This is a genomic window from Polaromonas sp. CT11-55, from assembly GCF_047303325.1.
Classification (GTDB): domain Bacteria; phylum Pseudomonadota; class Gammaproteobacteria; order Burkholderiales; family Burkholderiaceae_C; genus Polaromonas.
Genome location: NZ_JBKBEX010000014.1, coordinates 78,919 through 100,136, shown reverse-complemented (window position 1 = coordinate 100,136; position 21,218 = coordinate 78,919). Strand labels below are relative to the sequence as shown.

Genomic DNA, 21,218 nt, shown 5'->3' with positions numbered 1-21,218 from the left:
GTGCGCTGCCCGGTTATTTCACCAGTTCCAGCAGGCGGTCCAGTCCGCCTTCATTGATAGCCACCATGGCCTGCTCGCGCACGCGCGGCTTGGCATGGTAGGCCACGGACAGGCCGGCCACGCCCATCATGGGCAGGTCGTTGGCGCCGTCGCCCATGGCGATGGCTTGCAGCGGGTTGATGCCCAGCTTGCCGCAGGTTTCCAGCAGCATTTTTTTCTTTTCCGCGCCGTCGCAGATGTCGCCCCAGGGCTGGTCCACCATGCGGCCGGTGAGAAAGCCGTCCTCCACCTCCAGGACATTGGAGCGTGTGTAGTCGATGCCGAGCTCGTCGCGCACGCGGTCGGTGAAAAAGGTGAAGCCGCCGCTGACCAGCAGCACCTTCATGCCGGCCTGCTTGCAGGCCTTCACCAGTTCCGCCGCGCCGGGGTTGAGCTGGAGGCGCTCGCGGTAGACCTGCTCCATGCTGGCCACGCTGACGCCCTTGAGCAGGGCCACGCGCTGGCGCAAGCTTTCCTTGTAGTCGCTGATCTCGCCGCGCATGGCCGCCTCGGTGATGGCCGCCACCTCGGCCTTGCGGCCGGCGGCGTCGGCGATTTCGTCGACGCATTCGATGTTGATCAGCGTGGAGTCCATGTCGAAGGCGATCAGTTTGAAGGCACCGAGCTTGAGCTCGGGCGTGGCGACGTTGACGACGAGGCCGGGGGAGATTTCTGCGGGGGTCATGCGGGCGTGGCTTCCTTGGTGGGTTGTCCGAGTGAACGCAGGACGTCGCGCACCATCTGGGCGCGGTCCTTGGGATTTTCGAGCTCGCGCTCTATGCGCAGCTTGTCGTTGCCGGCCAGCCGGATGTGCCGGTTTTTCTGGATCAGCTGCATGATGGCCATCGAATCGATGGGCGGGTCCTTCTTGAAGGTGATGCTGATGGCGCCGGGCGCGGCATCGACCTTGACCACGCCGTAAGGCCTGGCGATCACGCGCAGGCGGTGCACGTCGATCAGCGTCTGCGCCTGCGCCGGCAGCTTGCCGAAGCGGTCGACGATTTCCTCGAGCAGCGCATCGATCTGGTCCGTGTTCTTGGCAGTTGCCAGTTTCTTGTAGAAAGACAGGCGCAGGTGTACATCGCCGCAGTAGTCGTTGGGCAGCAGGGCCGGGGCGTGCAGGTTGATTTCGGTCGTGACGCTCAGCGGCGACAGCAAATCGGGCTCGCGCCCGGCCTTGAGCGAGGCCACGGCCTCGCTGAGCATTTCGTTGTAAAGCTGGAAACCCACTTCCAGCATGTTGCCGCTCTGGTTTTCGCCCAGTACTTCGCCGGTGCCGCGGATTTCCAGGTCGTGCATGGCCAGGTAAAAACCCGAGCCGAGTTCCTCCATCTGCTGGATGGCTTCCAGCCGCTGGCTGGCCTGCTTGGTCAGGCCCTCGATGTCAGGCACCATCAAATAGGCATAAGCCTGGTGGTGGCTGCGGCCCACGCGGCCGCGCAGCTGGTGCAGCTGCGCCAGGCCGAAGCGGTCGGCGCGGCTCATCACGATGGTGTTGGCGGTCGGCACATCGATGCCGGTTTCGATGATGGTGGAGCACAGCAGCAGGTTGTGGCGCTGGGCGATGAAGTCCTTCATCACGCGTTCCAGCTCGCGCTCGGGCATCTGGCCGTGGGCCACGGCGATACGGGCCTCGGGCAGTATCTCTTCGAGCTTTTCGCGCCGGTTCTGTATGGTCTCGACCTCGTTGTGCAGGAAATAGACCTGGCCGCCGCGCTTCAATTCGCGCAGCACCGCCTCGCGGATCACACCGTTGTTTTCGCTTCGCACAAAAGTCTTGATGGCCAGGCGGCGCTGCGGCGCGGTGGCGATCACGCTGAGGTCGCGCAGGCCTTCGAGCGCCATGCCCAGCGTGCGCGGGATCGGCGTGGCCGTGAGCGTCAGCACATCGACCTCGGCGCGCATGGCCTTCATGGCCTCCTTGTGGCGCACGCCGAAGCGGTGTTCCTCGTCGATGATGAGCAGGCCCAGGCGTTCGAACTTCACGTCCTGGCTCAGCAGCTTGTGTGTGCCGACCACGATGTCGACCGTGCCGTCGCCCAGGCCCTTGATGGCGGCGCTGATTTCCTTGCCGGAGCGGAAACGGCTCATCTCGGCAATCTTGACAGGCCATTTGGCGAAGCGGTCCACCAGCGTCTGGTAGTGCTGCTCGGCCAGCAAGGTGGTGGGCGCCAGCAGGGCCACCTGCTTGCCGCCGGTGACGGCGATGAAGGCGGCGCGCAACGCGACCTCGGTCTTGCCGAAACCCACGTCGCCGCAGACCAGGCGGTCCATGGGCCGCGGGCTGATCATGTCCTGGATCACGGCATGGATGGCGGCGCGCTGGTCGGCGGTTTCTTCAAAGCCGAAGTCGTTGGCAAAGGTTTCGTAGTCGCCGGGCGAGTAGCGGAAGGCATGGCCTTCGCGCGCGGCGCGGCGCGCGTAGATGTTGAGCAGCTCTGCAGCCGAGTCGCGTATCTGCTCGGCGGCCTTGCGCTTGGCTTTTTCCCACTGGCCGCTGCCCAGCTTATGCAGGGGTGCTTCTTCGGCACTGACGCCGGTGTAGCGGCTGATCAGGTGCAGCTGGCTGACCGGCACATAGAGTGTGGCCTTGTCGGCGTATTCGAGGTGCAAAAACTCCTGCAGCAGCGGCGTGCCGTCGGTATTCGTGCCCTGGCCCAGGTCCATATTGATGAGGCCGTGGTAGCGGCCTATACCGTGGGCGCTGTGCACCACCGGGTCGCCGACGTTGAGTTCCGAGAGGTCTTTGATCAGCGCCTCGACGTCGCTGACCTGTTCCTGTTTTTTGTTGCGGCGGCGCACGGTGGCGCCGGCGGCGAACAGCTCGGTCTCGGTGATGAAGTCTATGCCTTCCTCGAGCCAGCTGAAGCCGGTGTTGAGGGCCGCGGTGGCAATACCCAGCTTTTCGTCGCTGGCCTGGAAGTCGGCCAGCGAGTCAAAGGCCGGCGGGCTGACGCTGCTGGCGCGCAGGAAGTCCAGCAGGCTTTCGCGCCGGCCCTCGCTTTCGGCCAGCACCAGCACGCGGTGGGCGGTGTTGTGCACATGGCCCTTGAATTTGGCCAGCGGGTCTTCGGCGCCGCGCACCACGGCCATTTCCCCGAGTTTCTGGAACTGGGCGTTGTCGGCCACGTCTTCCACCGTGGCGCGTATGGCCAGTTGGGCGTAATCGTTGGCGCGCGCGTAGAACTGTTCGGTGCCCAGGAACAGCGATTCGGGCGGCAGCGCCGGGCGGTCGGGCGCATCGCGTACCAGGCGGTAGCGGTCCTTGGTGTCCTGCCAGAAGCGCTGGAAGGCCGGCTCCAGGTCGCCGTGCAGCACCACGGTGGCATCGCTGCCCAGGTAGTCGAACACCGTGGCGGTTTCTTCAAAGAAGAGCGGCAGGTAGTACTCGATGCCGGCGGTGGCCACGCCGTTGCCCATGTCCTTGTAGATACGGCTTTTGGTCGGGTCGCCGTCCAGCAACTCGCGCCAGCGGCTGCGGAATTTGGCGCGAGCATCGTCGTCCATGGGGAATTCGCGCCCGGGCAGCAGACGTACTTCGGGCACGGGGTATAGGCTGCGCTGGCTGTCGGGGTCGAAGGTACGGATGCTGTCGATCTCGTCGTCGAACAGGTCGACGCGGTAGGGCACGGGGCTGCCCATGGGGAACAAATCGATCAGCCCGCCGCGTACCGCGTATTCGCCGGGGCTGACCACTTGCGTGACGTGGCTGTAGCCGGCCAGCGTGAGCTGGGCTTTGAGGCGCGTTTCATCGAGCTTTTGTTTGACCTTGAACTGGAAGGTGTAGCCGGCCAGGAAGCTGGGCGGCGCCAGGCGGTATAGCGCCGTGGTGGCGGGCACGATGACCACGTCGGCGCCGGTTTCCTTGTCGCGCTGCTGGATGCGCCACAAGGTGGCTAGCCGCTCGCTGATCAGGTCCTGGTGCGGCGAGAAGGTGTCGTAGGGCAGGGTTTCCCAGTCGGGGAACAGGGCGCAGCGCAGGTCGGGCTCGAAGAAGGCGATCTCGTCCATCAGGCGCTGGGCCGTGGTGGCGTCCGAAGTGACGATGGCGGTGAGCTTGCCGGCGGCTTTTTCGCGGCTGCCCAGGCGGGCCAGCAGCAGTGCATCGGCGGAACCGGCGGGCTGGGGCAGGGTGTAGCGTTTGCCGGAGGCGAGTGGGGGTAGCTGCATGAATCGGTGCGCGGTGAGGGCTGGCCAGGTGGGTTCGGTCAATCAGGAATGAGAGAAATGATTCGGCAAAAGCCAGGCACCCCAAACCATGCGGAGTGGGGTGCCTGCGTATTCAAGCCCTGATTTTAGAATCTATGATGAAGTTATGACGACAAGCCCGGCCAATACCCGTCCTGAACCCCGTTTTTTTGTGCTGATCCCTTGCGCGGGGCAGGGAAGCCGGGCCGGAACGGCCAAAGCCAAGCAATACCAGCTGATTGACGGGCTGCCCATGGTGAGGCATACCGTGCAAGCTTTCAGGGCGCTGGCAGACACCTTTGCAGCCGTCTGGGTGGTGATTTCGCCGTCTGACGATGACTTTCTCGAGGTCTTCCCGGACTTCAACCATGGCAATGAAGTCCTGCTGGTGGGCGGGGGGGCCACGCGCGCGGCGACGGTGCTCAACGGTCTCAAAGCCATGGTGGAGCAGCCGGGCGGCGCGGCCCTGGGCGACTGGGTGCTGGTGCATGATGCGGCGCGCTGTCTGGTCACGCCCGAACAAATCAAGAACCTGATCAATGAATGCCGCAACGATGCCGTGGGCGGCCTGCTGGCGCAAAAGCTGCCCGATACGCTCAAAGCCGGACGCGACGGCCGCGTAGCCTCCACCCTGGACCGCAGCGACAAATGGCTGGCGCAAACGCCGCAGATGTTTCGTATCGGGGCTTTGATCGATGCCTTGCAGCAGGCGGGGGACACAGTCACCGACGAATCCAGCGCCATGGAGGCGGCGGGCCTCTCACCCCGGCTGGTGAGCGGCAGCGCGCAGAACTTCAAGGTCACCTATCCGGAAGATTTTGCGCTGGCTGAAGCCATTTTTGAGCGACGCAGGAAATGACAAAGGAAATAGCCATGGCCGACCTCTTAACCCAACTCAACCCAAGCAAGGCCCCACGATGACCGCCATGAATTTTCGAATCGGTGAAGGCTGGGACACGCATGCCCTGGTGCCCGGGCGCAAGCTCATCATTGGCGGGGTCGATATTCCCCACGCCGTGGGCTTGCTCGGCCATTCGGATGCCGATGTGCTGCTGCACGCGATCACCGATGCGCTGCTGGGCGCGGCGGGGCTGGGCGATATTGGCTCGCATTTCCCGGACACCGACACGCGCTTCAAGGGCGCGGATTCGTCGGTGCTGCTTGCCGAAGTGGGGCGGCTGCTGGCCGAGCGCGGCTGGAAGATCGTCAACATCGACAGCACCGTAATCGCGCAGGCGCCCAAGCTGGCTCCGCACATCGCCGCGATGCGCGGCAACATCGCCGCCGCCTTGGGGCTCGATGCCGGCCAGGTCAACGTGAAGGCCAAAACAGCTGAAAAGCTGGGTCCGGTCGGCCAGGGCCTGAGCATGGAAGCCCGCGCCGTGGTGCTGCTGCATCGAGAGCCGCTCTAGGCGGGCGAAAAAATCAGCTTCGGCGCAGTTTGATGTGCGCCGCCAGCCCGCCGGAACCGGTGTTGGCCAGGCCGAACACGCCGCCCATGCGGTGAACGGTTTTTTCCACAATCGCCAGGCCCAGGCCCGCGCCTGTAGCGGCCGTACGGGCGGCGTCGCCGCGGAAAAACGGCCGCGTGAGCTTGGACAGGGCTTCCGGCGCCACACCCATGCCGTGGTCGCGGACCTTGATGAGCACCCACTGGTCGCGGGCCTTGGCGGCGATGTCGACCAGGGCAATGCCGGTTTCCGGCGTCTTGCCGTAGCGCCTGGCGTTTTCCAGCAGGTTGGCGATCACACGGGATAGCTCGACCTCATCGGCCAGCACCGCCATGTCGTCGGGGATGGCGACGGTCACGCGCATGTCCTCGTAGTCGGCCACGGCATAGACCGCGGCGTCGACCACCGCATTGAGTGACACGCGCTCCAGCCGCGGCGGCTCAGGCCGGGCATAGTCGAGGAATTTGTCGATGATGGCGTCCAGCTGGGTGATATCGGCCGCCATGTGTTCGCGCGCGTCGGGGTCGGTGACGCTCATCTCGGTTTCCAGGCGCAGGCGCGCCAGCGGCGTGCGCAGGTCGTGCGAAATGCCGGCCAGCATGATGACCCGGTCCTGCTCGATCTTGGAGAGCTGCTCGGCCATGCGGTTAAAGCCGATGTTGACTTCGCGGATTTCGCTGGTGGCGACCTTCTCGTCGAGCAGGCTGGCGTCGAAGTCGCCGTCGCGCATGCGGCTGGCCGCGAAGGACAGCTGCTTGAGCGGCCGGTTGATCAGCCGGGCGATAAAGGCCGCTCCCGCCAGCGACAGCACGGCCGCCGTGATCAGCCAGATGACCCAGGTGCTGTTGCGCGACGGACCTATCTTGGACGGGTCGGTGAGCAGCCAGTAGGAGTCGCCATCGATGGCAAAGCCCACCCACAGGCCTTTCTGGCCGTTGACACTGCTGGCCACGACGGTACCGGTGCCCAGCCGGGCCCTGAGTTCTTCGGCGGTGCGCTCGCCCAGCTCGTCGCTCTCGAAGAGATCGAACTTGTCCTTGGGTTCGCGCGGCGTGATGCGCACGCGTTCCTCGTCGGCCAGGGTCTTGATCAGCGATACGCGGGCGATGGCATCGGAATAGCGCAGGGCGGCCCGGCTCAGGTTGACGAGGGAGGCCAGCTGCTGCGCGCTTTGGATGGCGCGCGGCTCGGATTCCAACGCCCGAAAGGTCTGCAGCCAGGCCACGATGGAGCCGAACAGCAGCAGGGACAGGAAGAAAAAAGTCCGCCAGAACAGGCTGAAGCCGCGCCGCGGGCGCATCTCCAGCGGTGCCGGGGCGGTTTCAAGGGGGGCCGGGTTGGTGGCGTCCATAAAAAGTAGGTACGTGCCGGGTGGGCGGGCTGGAAATGGACGTTAGCACGATACGCTCGCGTCACGGCGGACAAGCTGTAGCCGCCTGTTGCAGGCGCGCGTCAGTGAATTCTCCAACCAGCACGAGCCGCGGGACTGGCTTTGCCAGACCGCAGGCGGGCGGCCCCCTCGGGGGGCAGCGCATTACACGAAGCCGAAGGCGAAGTGAAAAGCGTGGGGGCTAGTTAGTGCCGTCCGGCACGAACACATAGCCTATGCCCCAGACCGTCTGGATGTAGCGGGGCACCGCCGCATCGACCTCGATCAGCTTGCGCAGGCGCGAGACCTGCACGTCCAGGCTGCGGTCGAAGGGCTCGAACTCGCGGCCGCGGGCCAGTTGCGCCAGCTTTTCGCGCGACAGCGGCTGGCGCGGGTGCCGCACCAGGGTCTTGAGCATGGCGAACTCACCGGTGGTCAGGGGCAGTTCCTCGCCGTTCTTGTGCAGGGTCCGCAGGCCCATGTCGAAGGAGAAGGGGCCGAAGGTGATGACTTCCTGGTCGCTGGATGGCGCGCCGGGCACTTCGGCGGTAGGGCGGCGGCGCAGCACGGCATGGATACGGGCCAGCAGTTCACGGGGATTGAAGGGCTTGGCGAGGTAGTCGTCCGCGCCGACTTCCAGGCCGACGATGCGGTCCACGTCTTCGCCCTTGGCGGTCAGCATGATGATGGGGGTGCGGTCGTTGGCGGCGCGCAGCCGGCGGCAAATGGACAGGCCGTCTTCGCCGGGCATCATCAGGTCCAGGACGATCAGGTCGACGGCGTCCCGCAACATGATGCGGTTCAGGGCCTTGCTGTCTTCGGCCAGGATGACTTCGAAACCCTCCTGGGCGAGGTAGCGGCGCAACAGGTCGCGGATGCGGGCATCGTCGTCAAGGATCAGGATTTTGTCGGCACGGGCGTTAGGTTGGGCTTGGGTCATAGTCGTCTGGTAATTTGTAACAGAGCCATTTTGAAGGCTGAAAACACGAGATGTCTCGTTTTTCAGTCGGTTTGACATACTGTTACAAAAGTTGCGGCGATGTGCAACTGTGAGTGCGGGCACAGCCCTTGTTGTGGCACTGCTCCTACAGGCTTTGCCAGAATCACATGCAAAAATGGGCGGCCGCTGCTGCGCACCTGTTGCTGCAGTGCGTTACCCGCCGTAAACAGAAATCAGCCAAGCCCAAAACGGGCATCGACCGCTGCCGCCTCGGGCATCGAATGACTTGCAAAAGCCACAAAAAGCGCGCTAACCCTGACGAATGTTTATGGTTTCTTTTTCTCTTTTTTCGGCCCGGCGCCGAGAACATCCCCGAAAGGCTTTTCTGATGCGAACTCCCACCCTGATCGCCGCGTGCGCCTTGTTTGCCGGCGCCGCGCTGGCCTCCAGCGCCATGGCCCAGACCATGCAGCATGAAATCCTGCAGAACGTGGCCCAGCTGTCGGCCAGCGGTTCCGTCGAGGTGCAGCAGGACCTGTTGTCGATTTCCCTGAGCACCACGCGCGACGGCACTGACGCCGGCGTCGTGCAGACCCAGCTTAAACAGGCCCTGGACACCGCGCTCACGGAGGCCAAGCAGGCGGCCGCGACGGGCCAGATGGACGTGCGTACCGGCAACTTCAGCCTTTACCCGCGCTACGGCAAGGACGGGAAGATCAACGGCTGGCAGGGTTCGACCGAACTGGTGCTGGAAGGCAAGGATTTTCCGCGCATCACCGGCACGGCGGGCAAGATCCAGACCCTCACCATGAGCAACGTGAGTTTTGCCTTGAGCCGCGAGCAGCGCGCCAAGGTCGAGGGTGAAGCCCAGGCCCAGGCCATCGAACGCTTCAAGGCCAAGGCCGCCGAAGTGGCGCGCAGCTTTGGTTTTGGCAGCTACTCGCTGCGCGAAGTTTCCATCAATGCCAACGACCAGGGCAGCCCGCCGCGCCCCCGCATGATGGCGATGGCCAAGGCTGAAATGGCCGATGCTTCAGTGCCCGTGGAAGCCGGCAAAAGCACGGTGCTGGTCAATGTGTCGGGCTCGGTGCAGATGAAATGATGAAGCCGGGCGGTTAACCGCCCTGCATTCAGGCCGCCGAAGCGCAGGCTTTCTGCTTTTGGCGGCGATGGCGCGCGACAACCTTGACGCGCAGGTGGTCGTAAGCCCAGTTAAAGCAGAAGGTATAGGGCAGGAAAAACAGCACGATCGCGATGTCCAGCACAAAGGCTTCCCACAGGCCTATGTCCAGCCACCAGGCGGCCAGCGGCACCACCGCGATGATCAGGCCGATTTCAAACAACACGGCATGTACGGCTCGCGCCGCCAGGGTACGTTCAAAGCCCATGCGGCGCTGCGCCCGGTCGAACAGCGCGTTGAACAGCATATTCCAGCTCATGGCCATGAGCGAGACCATCAAGGTCAGCAGGCCCATGTGCGCCAGCGAATAGCCGAGCAGCCAGGCGCCCAGGGGCGCGCAGATGGCAATGGCAAGGACTTCAAACCCGAGGGCGTGGAAAAAACGTTCTTTGAGGGATTTTTGCAGACTCACGGTGCACTCTTCACTTTCTGAGAGGTCAGGCCCCATCAGCATGGATGCTGGGGGCGATGACGGTATTTTCATCGCTATTTCGAATACATTAAAATCAATAACTATCGTAAAAATAGATAAAAAGCCGCCGTATGCGCCATTCCCCGGAAGCCCTGACCGCTTTTGCCGAGGCCGCCACACTGGGCTCGTTTTCGGCCGCGGCACGCAAGCTGGGCAAAAGCCAGTCGACCGTCAGCAGTGCCATCGCCAACCTGGAAATTGACCTGGGTATCACGTTGTTTGACCGCAGCAGCCGCAAGCCGGCCCTGACGGAGCACGGCAGGGTCATGCTGGGCAAGGTGCAGGAAATCCTGGCGGCCAGCGACCGGCTGGACCGCGCCGCCAGCCAGCTCGGCGGCGGCATGGAGCCCAAGCTCAGCGTGGTGTGGTCCGATACCTACCAGTCCGACCGGTTTGAGGAAATGCTGTCGGCTTTTGAACAGCGCTTTCCGGACCTTGAGTTCGAATGCCTGATTGCCGAGCACGGCGACCTGGTCTCGCTGGTGCAGACGGGGCGGGCGCATATTGGCGTGGTGGCCGCGCAAAACACCTACCCGCCGGATATCGGTTCGGCCACGATTGCCGAGCAGTCTGAAATTACGCTGTTTGTGGCCACGGCACACCCGCTGGCAGGCATAAAGGACATCACGCCCGAGCTACTGGCTGGCTTCAGAGAGCTGCGGCTGGATACGTATATAGAGGGAGAGCAGGGCGCCCAGGGCTTGCCCCAGTCGCGCCGCGCCTGGTCGGCGCCCAGCTACCTCATGCTGATGGAAATGGCGGTGCTGGGTTTTGGCTGGGCGGCGATTCCGCGCTGGATGGTGACGCGTTTTGCCGCCGGCAAGCTCAGCGAGCTCGACGCGCGCGGCTGGCCGCGGCGCGTGCCGGTCGATGCCGTGTGGTCGCGCCAGCGTTCCCTGGGGCGCGCCGGCACCTGGCTGTTGCAGGAAATGCTGGCGCCCGCCGGGCCCGGAAATCCGGCCGAGGTCCCTGGCGGGGTGTGAAAAAGCCCGCGACCTGATCAGGTATGCGGGCGAATGGTGACGGGCGCGACAAGCGCGCCCGCATCAGGGCCGATCAGGCGGTCAAGCTTAGAAGCGGTAGCGCAGGCCCAGGCTGGTGGTGCTGACGCGTTCCTTGCCGGTGCCGACGAACTTCAGGTTATGTTCGTCCCATGCCAGCACGGCCGAGAGAGCCGGGGTAAAAGCCCATTCGGCGCCTATGCCGTAAGACACGCCCCAATTGTTGTCGCTGCCGGATGCCAGGCCGGAAGCCGGCGAGGCGGACACGCGGGTGTGCCCGTAGGTTGTGCCCAGCTTGCCGAGCAGGTTGAAGGAGTTGCTCAGCGGCAGGCGCCCGACCAGGCTCAGGCTGATGCCTTGCGCTTCGGTCTGCCCGCCGCCGCGGTTGGCCTTGCCGAAATCGGTGTAGCCCAGCTCCAGGCCGAAATTGTTGTTGAAGTAGCTGCCGCCGTAGAGGTTGTACGAGGTGTCCTTGTTGTCAGACGGGAAAGCGCCGCCGCCGCTGGGCAGCGAGAAGTCCGACTGACCCACGTTCAGGCCGAAGTAGCGCGAGCCCGGTGCATAAAAGGAATAGTTGCTGCTGCTCGACGTGCCCATGCTGGAACTCGAGCTGCTCTGGGCCTGCGCGCCGGTGGCGGCTGCCAGCGCGGCCGCGGCCAGCAAGGTGGCGGAAAAGGTACGGGTCAATGATGGCATGGTGTTTCCTTCAGGGGATTTCAATGGATAAATGGGCGGCGTCACGCTTGTGGCAAAACGGCCGCAAGTTGTTGATTTCCGTCGTGAAATTTAAGGGGCGCCCGGGTGCGCTTTTGTGGGTGCAAAAGTTAAATCCCTGTAGGACAAGCGGAAGTTTGCCCGCAGAGTTTGCGCATGGCGAGACGTGCTGGCGCGGCGCCGTGCAGGGCTCCTGAGCCGATTTTTGCGGTGCTAAAGTCAGGGCATGCCGCTCATTACCTACCTGCCCGGAAGCACAGCGCTGGTCCTGGATTCTCCCCACAGCGGAACGGTCTATCCGGCGGATTTCCGGCACGCCTGCGAACTCGCCGTGCTGCGCAGTGCCGAAGACACCCATGTCGAAAAACTCTACGACTTTGCCCCCGCCCTGGGCGTGCACTGGGTGGAGGCGCACTTTCCGCGCAGCTACCTCGACGCCAACCGCAACACTACGGAAATGGATGTGAGCCTGCTGGATGGGCCCTGGCCCGGACCGGTGGAGACCGATCCCCAAATACTGTCCAAGGTGCGCCTGGGCAAAGGCCTGATCTGGCGCACCACCGATGAAGGCGTTCCCCTGTACGACCGCAAGCTTGGCGTGGCGGAAATCCAGGCGCGCATAGAGCAATGCTGGAAGCCTTACCACGCGGCCGTGGCGCGCGCGATTGATGCCGCCCACGAGGCGCACGGCTACAGCATCCACATCAACTGCCATTCCATGCCGGCGGTGGCCTCCAGCAGCGCCACGGATTTTCCGGGCGAGGCGCATGCCGACTTCGTGGTGGGCGACCGCGAAGGCACGACGGCCAGCAAGGCTTTGTCCAGACTGGTGTGCGAACACCTGAAGGCGCGCGGTTACAGCGTGGCCTACAACCATCCCTACAAAGGCGTGGAACTGGTTCGCCGCTATAGCCGACCCGCGGAACACCGGCATAGCATCCAGCTCGAAATCAACCGCAAGCTTTATATGGATGAAAGCAGCTTCGCGCTGACGGCCGGCGCCGAATCGCTCAAGGCCAGCTTGCGCTCGCTGGTCGAACGGCTGCTTAAAACCGATCCCCGCGCAATGTGAAGCCCGCGGGCCGCCGTCCGTTTTTTTTGCCCAAACCCCGCCGCCATGCTTACCTTTTTCAGCGATAGCCACCACGCCCATGCCCCGCAGTACGAATTTTTCCGCGGCGAGCGCGTGCCCTGTTTTGAAACACCGGCGCGCGCCGAATATGTCAAAGCCCGTTTGAGCGAACGCGGCCATGTACTGCAGACGCCGGATGCCGACAGCCGCGTGGTGCTGGCCAAGGTGCACAGTGCCCGCTACCTCGCGTTTCTGGAGCATGCCTGGCGCGACTGGGTGCAACTGGAGGCCGGCAACGAAGCGCGCCAGCCCTTTCCCTCGGTATGGCCGGTGCGTACCCTGCGCAGCGACGTGGAGCCGCTCAACTTCACCGCGCGACTGGGCTTGTATTCGATGGACAACGGCTCGCCCCTGTCGGCCGGCACCTGGTATGCCGCCAAGGCCGGTGCGGATGCAGCCGCTAGCGCCGCGGCGCTGCTCACGGCAGGCGAGCGCGCCGTGTTTTGCTGCAGCCGTCCGCCCGGGCACCACGCGGGGCCCGACTTCATGGGGGGCTATTGCTTTTTGAACAACGCCGCAGTGGCCGCCCAGGCGCTGCGGGATGGCGGCGCGGCGCGCGTGGCGGTGCTGGACGTGGATTACCACCACGGCAACGGCACGCAAAGCATTTTTTACGACCGCGCCGACGTGCTGTTTGTGAGCCTGCACGGCGACCCTATGACCGAGTACCCGTTTTACCTGGGCCATGCCGATGAGACCGGCATGGGCGAGGGCGCGGGCTTTAACCTGAACCTGCCGCTGCCGGCGGGCTGCACGGCGGCGCGCTGGTTCGAGGCGCTGGAAGCGGCCTGCCTGCGCATCGCCGCCTTCAAGGCGCACGCGCTGGTGGTGTCTTTGGGCCTGGATACTTTTGCCGGAGACCCGATCTCCAAGTTCGCACTGCAGCCGGACGATTTCATCCGCCTCGGCGAACGCCTGGGCAAGCTGGGCCTGTCCACGGTGTTTGTGCTCGAAGGCGGTTATGCGGCTGCCGAGCTGGGCACCAATGCCGTCAATGTCATTGAAGGTTTTGAAGGCTGCTGATGGACAAAGTCGATTGTGTGGTGATAGGCGCGGGGGTGGTGGGCCTGGCCGTGGCGCGCGCGCTGGCGCTGCGGGGCAGGGAGGTCATGGTGCTGGAGGCCGCCGATGCGATAGGCACGGGCACCAGCTCGCGCAACAGCGAGGTGATCCACGCCGGCATCTACTACCCGCAAGGCTCGCTCAAAGCCCGGCTCTGTGTGCAAGGCAAGGAACTGCTGTATGCCTACTGCACCGAACGCGGCATAGGCCACAGGCGCTGCGGCAAACTGATCGTGGCGACCAGCCAGGCGCAGGTTGCGCAGCTGCAGGGCATACGCGACAAGGCCGCCGCCAACGGCGTGAACGACCTGGTGCTGCTGACACGCGAGCAGGCCCGCGCGCTGGAGCCGCAGCTCGAATGTGTGGCCGCGCTGCATTCGCCCAGCACCGGCATCGTAGACAGCCACGGCCTGATGCTGGCGCTGCAGGGCGACCTCGAGAACGCAGGCGGGCTGGTTGCGCTCAATTCACCGCTGGCGCGCGCCGAATGTTCGGCATCGGCGATTTACCTGGCGGCGCAAGATGGCACAGAGCTTGAAGCCACCACCGTCGTCAACGCCGCGGGCCTGCAGGCCCAGGAGTTGGCCGGGCGCTTTGCCGGCTTATCCCCGCAGCATGTTCCGCCCAGCCACTACGCCAAGGGCAACTACTTCACGCTGCCAGGGCGCTCACCGTTCAGCCGCCTGATCTATCCAGTGCCCGAGGCTGCCGGCCTGGGCGTGCATCTGACGGTGGACATGGGCGGCCAGGCCAAGTTCGGCCCCGATGTGCAGTGGGTGGATTCGCCCGATGACCTGGTGGTGGACCCGGCGCGCGGCGAGGCTTTTTACGCCGAGGTGCGCAAATACTGGCCGGCGCTCGCCGATGGTGCGCTGACGCCGGGTTATGCCGGCATACGGCCCAAGATCCAGGCGCCGCATGAGGCCGCCAAGGACTTCATGATCGAGGGCCCGCGTGAGCACGGCGTGGCGGGCCTGGTCAACCTCTTCGGCATTGAATCGCCGGGGCTCACGAGTTCGCTGGCGATTGGCGATTACGTGAGCCGGCTGCTGTAAGGCCGCTTACTGCGCCGCCCAGCCGCCGTCCATGTTCCAGGCCACGCCGCGCACATTGTTGCCGGCCGGCGAGCAGAAAAACACCGCCAGCGCGCCCAGTTCTTCGGGTGTGGTGAACTGCATCGAAGGTTCTTTCTCGCCCAGCAGTTGTTTGGTGGCGGCTTCGTTGCTGATGTTGCCGGCTGCGGCCTTGGCATCCACCTGTTTTTGCACCAGGGGCGTGAGCACCCAGCCGGGGCAGATGGCGTTGCAGGTGACACCCGTGGTGGCGTTCTCGAGCGCGGTAACTTTGGTCAGGCCCACGATGCCGTGCTTGGCGGCGACATAGGCGGATTTTTCGGCGGAGCCGACCAGGCCGTGGACCGAGGCCACGTTGATGATGCGGCCCCAGCCCTTGCCGCCGTTGGCCGCCAGCATGGCGGGCAGGGCCAGGCGGGTGGCGTGGAAGGCGCTGCTCAGGTTGATGGCAATCACGGCGTCCCAGCGCTCGACCGGGAAGTTCTCGACGCGCGCCACGTGCTGGATGCCGGCGTTGTTGACGAGAATGTCGACCTGGCCGAATTGCGTTGCGGCATAACGCATCATGTCCTCAATGTCGGCGACCTTGCTCATGTCGGCGCCATGGTAGGCCACGCGCGCGCCCAGCGCTTCCACCTCGGCCTTGGGGCCGTCCACGTCGCCGAAGCCGTTGATGACGATGTTGGCGCCCTGCGCCGCCAGCGCCTTGGCGATGCCCAGGCCTATCCCGCTGGTCGAGCCGGTGACGAGGGCTGTTTTACCTTTGAGCATATTGTTTCTCCGGATGATTTACGATGGTTGAACTGGGATCCCGAACCTCGCGCCGCGCGTCTGGCGCCGGGTTGATTTCTCAAGCAATTATCAAGCCTTTGAATTGAACCGCCGCACCATGACCCAACCTACGCTGAACTACGTAAACTGCCCCGATGCCGGCGGCGGCCACCGCATGGCTTACTGGCAGTGGGGCAGGGCGGACAGTGCGCACCTCATCGTCTGCGTGCACGGCCTGTCGCGCCAGGGGCGCGATTTTGACGTGCTGGCGCGGGCGCTGTCCGAGCGGGCCGATGTGCGTGTGGTCTGCCCCGACGTAGTGGGCCGCGGCGAAAGCGACTGGCTCAAAGATCCTATGGGCTACCAGTTGCGCACTTACGCGGGCGACATGCTGGCGATGCTGGGCCAGTTGCATGCCCAGGCGCCGGTGGTCTCGCTGGACTGGGTGGGCACCAGCATGGGCGGGCTGATCGGCATCGCGATCTGCGGAACGCCAAACCTGCCTTTGCCGGTACCGATGCGCAGGCTGGTATTGAACGACGTCGGCCCGGCCATCCAGTGGCAGGCGATTGTGCGCATCGGAACCTATCTGGGCCAGGCCGGCCATTTTGGCTCGGTGCAGGAAGCAGCCGATGCGATGTGGGCAATTTCCCAGAGCTTCGGGCCGCACACGCCCGAGCAGTGGCTGGCCCTGTCGCGTCCCATGCTCAGGCGAGTCTCTGAAGCCGCTGATGCCAAATGGCGCCTGCATTACGACCCGGCGATCGCCGTGCCTTTCAAGCAGGAGACCGAGGAATCCGCGCGCCAGGGTGAAACCATGCTCTGGCAGCTCTACGACAATATCAAGGCCGAAACCCTGGTGGTACGAGGCCGGCAATCCGACCTGCTGAGCACCGGGACGGCCCAAGCCATGACACAGCGTGGGCCGCGTGCCCGCGTGGTGGAGTTCGAAGGTGTGGGACATGCGCCCACGCTGATCGCGCCCGACCAGGTCGCCGCCGTGACGGACTTTCTGCTGGGCTGAGGCCCGGTAACGATCTGACTGAATTTGACTGAAGTTTCATGAAAAGCAATGTGGTCGGGCCCGGTGGCCCGACAGCCTCCCAGGGGGCGAATGCCTCCATCGTGACCGCCACGGCCGACAGCCTGCCGGACCAGCCGCATGCGCTGGCCCGCGCCCGCGCGTTCGCCGAGCCCCTGATCGCCAGCGAAACGCACGACACGGGTGAAAACATCCTTGCCCATGCCGACGCGGTGGCGGCCATCCTGAAGACCATAGGTGGTTCCGAAGCCATGCAGGCGGCCAGCTACCTGGTCTATGCCTGCCAGCATTTGAACAAGCCGCAGGAAGTGATCACCAAGGCCTTCGGCGCCAACTACGCCGCGCTGGCGATGGAGACCACCAAGCTGGTCCAGGTGCAGCGCCAGGCACGTTCGGCGAATGCCAAGGCGCAGCTGCTCGACGACCCCGCAGCGCAGACCGAAAACGTGCGCAAGATGCTGCTGGCGTTTTCGCGCGACCTGCGGGTGGTGATGCTGCGGCTGGCGTCCCGCCTGCAGACCCTGCGCCACTACGCCGCGACGCGGCAGACTGCGCCGCTGCCGCTGGCCTACGAGTCGCTGCACGTCTTCGCGCCGCTGGCCAACCGCCTGGGCATCTGGCAGATCAAGTGGGAGATGGAGGACCTGGCCTTCCGCTTCCTGGAGCCCGAGACCTACAAGCAGACAGCCCGCCTGCTTGACGAAAAGCGGGTGGAGCGCGAAGGCTTTATGGAAGCCCTGCGCGCGCAGCTGGAGCGCGAACTCAACCAGAACGGCATTGCCGCGCTGGTGCAGGGCCGGCCCAAGCACATCTACAGCATCGTGAAAAAAATGCGCGGCAAGTCGCTGGACTTCGAGCAGGTCTTCGATATACGCGCGCTGCGCGTGATCGCCGCCGACGTGAAGGGCTGCTACGCGGCGCTCGGCTACGTGCATTCGCGCTTCACGCCGGTGGACGGCGAGTTCGACGACTACATCGCCAAGCCCAAGAGCAACGGCTACCAGTCGCTACACACCGTGGTGCGCGATGAGGCGGGCAGGGCGGTGGAAATTCAGGTGCGCACCCAGGCCATGCACGACCACGCCGAGCACGGCGTGGCCGCGCACTGGGCTTACAAGGAGGCCGGCACCAAGGGCTACGGCGGCGTTTCGGCCAGCAGCGAATACGACGCAAAGATTGCCGTGCTGCGCCAGTTGCTGGCCTGGGAGCGCGATCTTTCGGGCCCGGCGGCCCAGCGCGCGCGCGATGCCAAGCAGGGCCTGTTTGAGGACCGCATCTACGTGCTGACGCCGGACGCCGCCATTGTGGAGCTGCCGCAGGGCGCGACCACGGTGGACTTTGCCTACAGCGTGCACACCAGCCTGGGCCACCGCTGCCGCGGCGCGCGCATCGACGGTGTCATGGTGCCGCTCAACACACCGCTGCAGAACGGCCAGACGGTGGAAGTGATCACCGTCAAGGAGGGCGGGCCTTCGCGCGACTGGCTCAACCCCGAACTCGGTTTTCTGAGCAGCCATCGCGCGAAGTCCAAGGTGCGTGCCTGGTTCAACGCGCTGGCCATGGAGCAGACCGTGGCCAGGGGCCGCGAGGCCGTGGAAAAACTGCTGCAGCGCGAAGGCAAGACGGCGATGAAGCTGGACGACCTGGCGGCGCAGCTCGGCTTCAAGGCGGCGGATGATTTGTTCGAGGTCGTGGGCAAGGACGAGTTGTCCCTGCGCACGATAGAGAACATGCTCAGGCCGCCCGAACCGGTCTTGAGCCAGGACGATTACGTGCTGGCAAAAAAAGCCCGCGCGCCCAACCCGAATGCCAAGAAGGCGGCGGGCGGTGTGCTGGTGGTCGGCATGGGATCCCTGCTCACGCAACTGGCCAAGTGCTGCAAGCCCGCGCCGCCCGACGAGATTCTCGGCTTTGTCACCAAGGGAAAAGGCGTCAGCATTCACCGCAGCGACTGCAGCAACTTCCGCAACATGGCCGCCGGCAGCCCGGACCGCGTGATCGAGGTGCAATGGAATTCGCCCAAGACACCCGATGGCGCGGTGTATCCGGTGGATGTCGCCGTCGAGGCAGCCGACCGGCAGGGTCTGCTGCGCGATATTTCTGAGGTTTTCGCCAAGGAAAAAATGAACGTGATCGGCGTGCAGACCCAGTCGGTGAAAGACAACCGCGGCGGCACGGCCTGGATGACCTTCACCGTGGAAGTGGCGCAATCGGGCCGCCTCAACCAGGTGCTGGCCGTCGTCGCTGAGGTGCCGGGCGTGCGCTCCGCGCGCAGGCGCTGAGTGCCTTCGTCGACTGCAGCGAAAAGATGTTATACTGCTAGCTTCGAACAGTCCTTAGGCGCGTAGCTCAGCTGGTTAGAGCACCACCTTGACATGGTGGGGGTCGTTGGTTCGAGTCCAATCGCGCCTACCAATTCCCTCGAAACGGTTCCTGTCCAGGCTTTCGCATCCATGATGCGGGCCCATCACACAGGGTAAACCAAGGGGATTGTGTACATCAGAATTCCTAGAATGTATTGAACCCCGGCGCCTGGTCGCTGGCCGTCATTCAGAGGAGAAATCAGTGCCAAAAAGCAAATCCACCAGCCCGGCATCCGGCCTTCCGCCTTCACAGGGCGATACGGCTGCCGACGGTAATTCCGGCGCCAAAAGCGGCCGGGCTGCCGGCAAGGCTGCGGCGTCCCGCGTGATCAAGAAGTACCCGAACCGACGGCTCTACGACACCGAGACCTCGACCTACATCACGCTCACCGAAGTGCGGCAGCTGGTGATGGAGAGCGCAGACTTTGTGGTGCGCGATGCCAAGACCAACGAAGACCTGACGCGCAGCATTCTGCTGCAGATCATTCTCGAGGAAGAAACCGGCGGCGCGCCCATGTTCACCGAGGCCGTGCTGGCCAACATCATCCGTTTTTACGGTAATGCGATGCAGGGCTTCATGGGTGCGTACCTGGAGAAAAATGTCCAGAGCTTTATGGACTTGCAGGTCAAGATGGCCGAGCAGTCCAAGGGGCTGACACCTGAGATGTGGGCGCAGTTCATGAATGCGCAGTCGCCCATGATGCAAGGAATGATGGGTACTTATGTGGAGCAATCCAAGAACGTTTTCACGCAAATGCAAGAGCAGATGCAAAAGCAAAGCGAGCAGATGCTGCAGGCCTTCGGCCTCAAGAAATGAATTGAACTGAACGCCGGGCCTTGTGCCCGCGCACATACAGGCCGTTGAAGGCCATCCGGGGTTCACGGTTCGCCCTGACGCCTACCCTGAGACAATAGACCCCATGAGCGACGTAATTTCCCCCTCCGCCCCTGCCAACGCCAAGGCCGCGCCCCGCGTTGGTTTTGTCAGCCTGGGCTGCCCCAAAGCCCTGACCGACTCCGAGCTGATCCTCACGCAGCTGAGTGCTGAGGGTTACCAGACCTCCAAGACCTTTGAGGGCGCGGACCTGGTCATCGTCAACACCTGCGGTTTTATCGACGACGCGGTCAAGGAAAGCCTGGACACCATAGGCGAGGCGCTGGCCGAAAACGGCCGGGTCATCGTCACCGGTTGCCTGGGCGCAAAGGCTGGCGAGGACGGCGGCAACCTGGTGCGCCAGATGCATCCCAGCGTGCTGGCCGTGACCGGCCCGCATGCCACGCAGGAAGTCATGGACGCGGTGCACCTGAATTTGCCCAAACCGCATGATCCTTTTGTGGACCTGGTTCCCAACGCTTTCGGTGTTGCGGGCATCAAGCTCACGCCCCGGCACTATGCCTACCTGAAAATCAGCGAAGGCTGCAACCACCGCTGCACCTTCTGCATCATCCCTTCGATGCGCGGCGATCTCGTGTCGCGGCCCATAGGCGATGTGCTCAACGAGGCGCGTGCACTGTTTGAGGGCGGCGTGAAAGAATTGCTGGTGATTAGCCAGGACACCTCGGCCTACGGCGTGGACGTGAAATACCGAACCGGCTTCTGGGACGGCAAGCCCGTCAAGACACGCATGCTGGAGCTGGTGCAGGCGCTGGGCGAGATCGCCGAGTCCTATGGCGCCTGGGTGCGCTTGCATTACGTGTATCCGTACCCCAGTGTGGATGAAGTGCTGCCGCTGATGGCCACCGGCAAGGTGTTGCCTTACCTGGACGTTCCGCTGCAGCACAGCCATCCGGATGTGCTCAAGCGCATGAAGCGGCCGGCCAGCGGTGAGAAAAACCTCGAGCGCATTGCGCGCTGGCGCGAAATTTGCCCCGAGATCGTGATTCGCAGCACTTTCATTGCCGGCTTTCCCGGTGAGACCGAGGCCGAGTTCGAGCACCTGCTCGATTTCATGCGCGAAGCCAAAATCGACCGCGCGGGATGCTTTGCCTACAGCGCCGTGGAAGGCGCTACGGCCAACGACATTCCGGGCATGTTGCCGATGGAATTGCGTGAAGAGCGGCGCGCCCGTTTCATGGCCGTGGCGGAGGCGGTTTCCAGCCAGAAGCTGCAGCAGCGCATAGGCGCGACCATGCAGGTTCTGGTGGATTCGGCACCCGCGATGGGCCGAAAGGGCGGTATCGGGCGTTCCTATGCCGATGCGCCCGAGATCGACGGCGTGGTCAAGTTGCTGCCGCCCGAGAAAATCAGCAAGACGCTGAAAGTCGGCGAATTCACCCGGGCCCGCATCGTCGGAACCCAGGGCCACGACCTGGTGGCCGTGCCTGTTTGATCAAGCCGGCGCACGAGAAACCGGGTCGCAAGGCGGGGCCCGGAAACAAAAAAAGCCACTGGGTCACAGTGGCTTTAATCTTGCTTTCTTC

The 21,218-nt window shown here is 64.1% G+C and carries 18 protein-coding genes and 1 tRNA gene; 12 read left to right on the top strand and 7 right to left on the bottom strand.

Annotated elements, in window-relative coordinates:
• Positions 1–13: 13 nt before the first annotated feature.
• Complete coding sequence (gene serB / locus ACEN8I_RS14515; RefSeq protein ID WP_413329194.1) at positions 14–724, bottom strand: phosphoserine phosphatase SerB; 711 nt, start codon at positions 722–724, stop codon at positions 14–16.
• Positions 721–4,209: a transcription-repair coupling factor gene (gene mfd / locus ACEN8I_RS14510; protein WP_413329193.1), complete on the bottom strand. Its 3,489-nt coding sequence runs from the start codon at positions 4,207–4,209 to the stop codon at positions 721–723. Before mfd ends, serB begins: the two co-directional genes overlap by 4 nt.
• A 145-nt stretch (positions 4,210–4,354) precedes the next feature.
• Between mfd and ispD the strand changes: the two genes are divergently transcribed.
• On the top strand, positions 4,355–5,086 hold the full coding sequence (ispD, locus tag ACEN8I_RS14505) for a 2-C-methyl-D-erythritol 4-phosphate cytidylyltransferase (RefSeq protein ID WP_413329192.1): 732 nt from the start codon (positions 4,355–4,357) through the stop codon (positions 5,084–5,086).
• Positions 5,087–5,144: 58 nt separating this feature from the next.
• Positions 5,145–5,639: a 2-C-methyl-D-erythritol 2,4-cyclodiphosphate synthase gene (gene ispF / locus ACEN8I_RS14500; RefSeq protein WP_413329191.1), complete on the top strand. Its 495-nt coding sequence runs from the start codon at positions 5,145–5,147 to the stop codon at positions 5,637–5,639.
• 13 nt (positions 5,640–5,652) lie between these two features.
• Here the strand turns inward: ispF and ACEN8I_RS14495 are convergent, their stop codons facing one another.
• A complete protein-coding gene (locus ACEN8I_RS14495) occupies positions 5,653–7,029 on the bottom strand; it encodes an ATP-binding protein (protein ID WP_413329190.1) in 1,377 nt (458 codons plus the stop codon).
• A gap of 220 nt (positions 7,030–7,249) precedes the next feature.
• Complete coding sequence (ompR, locus tag ACEN8I_RS14490; protein ID WP_007866319.1) at positions 7,250–7,987, bottom strand: two-component system response regulator OmpR; 738 nt, start codon at positions 7,985–7,987, stop codon at positions 7,250–7,252.
• A 388-nt stretch (positions 7,988–8,375) separates the two neighbouring features.
• On the opposite strand from ompR, the gene ACEN8I_RS14485 reads away from it, so the two are divergent.
• Positions 8,376–9,089 carry an SIMPL domain-containing protein gene (locus ACEN8I_RS14485; RefSeq protein ID WP_413329189.1) on the top strand — a complete coding sequence of 238 codons (714 nt, stop codon included), beginning with the start codon at positions 8,376–8,378 and terminating at the stop codon, positions 9,087–9,089.
• A 28-nt stretch (positions 9,090–9,117) separates the two neighbouring features.
• Here the strand turns inward: ACEN8I_RS14485 and ACEN8I_RS14480 are convergent, their stop codons facing one another.
• The gene (locus ACEN8I_RS14480; RefSeq protein ID WP_413329188.1) at positions 9,118–9,615 is read right to left on the bottom strand and encodes a multidrug/biocide efflux PACE transporter; all 498 of its coding nucleotides are present in this window, start codon (positions 9,613–9,615) and stop codon (positions 9,118–9,120) included.
• A gap of 95 nt (positions 9,616–9,710) precedes the next feature.
• Between ACEN8I_RS14480 and ACEN8I_RS14475 the strand changes: the two genes are divergently transcribed.
• A complete protein-coding gene (locus ACEN8I_RS14475) occupies positions 9,711–10,622 on the top strand; it encodes a LysR family transcriptional regulator (protein WP_413329187.1) in 912 nt (303 codons plus the stop codon).
• An 87-nt stretch (positions 10,623–10,709) separates the two neighbouring features.
• On the opposite strand, the gene ACEN8I_RS14470 is transcribed toward ACEN8I_RS14475, so the two are convergent.
• Complete coding sequence (locus tag ACEN8I_RS14470; RefSeq protein WP_413329185.1) at positions 10,710–11,336, bottom strand: outer membrane beta-barrel protein; 627 nt, start codon at positions 11,334–11,336, stop codon at positions 10,710–10,712.
• 244 nt (positions 11,337–11,580) lie between these two features.
• Between ACEN8I_RS14470 and ACEN8I_RS14465 the strand changes: the two genes are divergently transcribed.
• From ACEN8I_RS14465 to ACEN8I_RS14455, 3 genes are read left to right on the top strand one after another with little or no spacing between them, the layout of a single operon-like run.
• Positions 11,581–12,426, top strand: a complete 846-nt coding sequence (locus ACEN8I_RS14465; RefSeq protein WP_413329183.1) for an N-formylglutamate amidohydrolase — start codon at positions 11,581–11,583, stop codon at positions 12,424–12,426.
• 45 nt (positions 12,427–12,471) lie between these two features.
• Positions 12,472–13,509, top strand: a complete 1,038-nt coding sequence (locus tag ACEN8I_RS14460) for a histone deacetylase family protein (RefSeq protein WP_413329181.1) — start codon at positions 12,472–12,474, stop codon at positions 13,507–13,509.
• A complete protein-coding gene (locus tag ACEN8I_RS14455; protein WP_413329179.1) occupies positions 13,509–14,603 on the top strand; it encodes an NAD(P)/FAD-dependent oxidoreductase in 1,095 nt (364 codons plus the stop codon). Before ACEN8I_RS14460 ends, ACEN8I_RS14455 begins: the two co-directional genes overlap by 1 nt.
• A gap of 6 nt (positions 14,604–14,609) precedes the next feature.
• On the opposite strand, the gene ACEN8I_RS14450 is transcribed toward ACEN8I_RS14455, so the two are convergent.
• Positions 14,610–15,392, bottom strand: a complete 783-nt coding sequence (locus ACEN8I_RS14450; protein WP_413329178.1) for a 3-hydroxybutyrate dehydrogenase — start codon at positions 15,390–15,392, stop codon at positions 14,610–14,612.
• A gap of 118 nt (positions 15,393–15,510) precedes the next feature.
• Between ACEN8I_RS14450 and ACEN8I_RS14445 the strand changes: the two genes are divergently transcribed.
• The 5 genes from ACEN8I_RS14445 (at position 15,511) to rimO (ending at position 21,127) form a co-directional block, all read left to right on the top strand.
• Positions 15,511–16,416, top strand: a complete 906-nt coding sequence (locus ACEN8I_RS14445) for an alpha/beta fold hydrolase (RefSeq protein ID WP_413329177.1) — start codon at positions 15,511–15,513, stop codon at positions 16,414–16,416.
• A gap of 38 nt (positions 16,417–16,454) precedes the next feature.
• Positions 16,455–18,716 (top strand): RelA/SpoT family protein, encoded by a 2,262-nt coding sequence (locus ACEN8I_RS14440; RefSeq protein WP_074579923.1) that lies wholly within the window; start codon positions 16,455–16,457, stop codon positions 18,714–18,716.
• 56 nt (positions 18,717–18,772) lie between these two features.
• Positions 18,773–18,849, top strand: a tRNA-Val gene (locus tag ACEN8I_RS14435).
• A 273-nt stretch (positions 18,850–19,122) separates the two neighbouring features.
• The gene (gene phaR, locus ACEN8I_RS14430; RefSeq protein WP_051001938.1) at positions 19,123–19,614 is read left to right on the top strand and encodes a polyhydroxyalkanoate synthesis repressor PhaR; all 492 of its coding nucleotides are present in this window, start codon (positions 19,123–19,125) and stop codon (positions 19,612–19,614) included.
• A gap of 103 nt (positions 19,615–19,717) precedes the next feature.
• Positions 19,718–21,127 carry a 30S ribosomal protein S12 methylthiotransferase RimO gene (gene rimO, locus ACEN8I_RS14425; protein WP_413329176.1) on the top strand — a complete coding sequence of 470 codons (1,410 nt, stop codon included), beginning with the start codon at positions 19,718–19,720 and terminating at the stop codon, positions 21,125–21,127.
• The last annotated feature ends 91 nt before the right edge of the window (positions 21,128–21,218 follow it).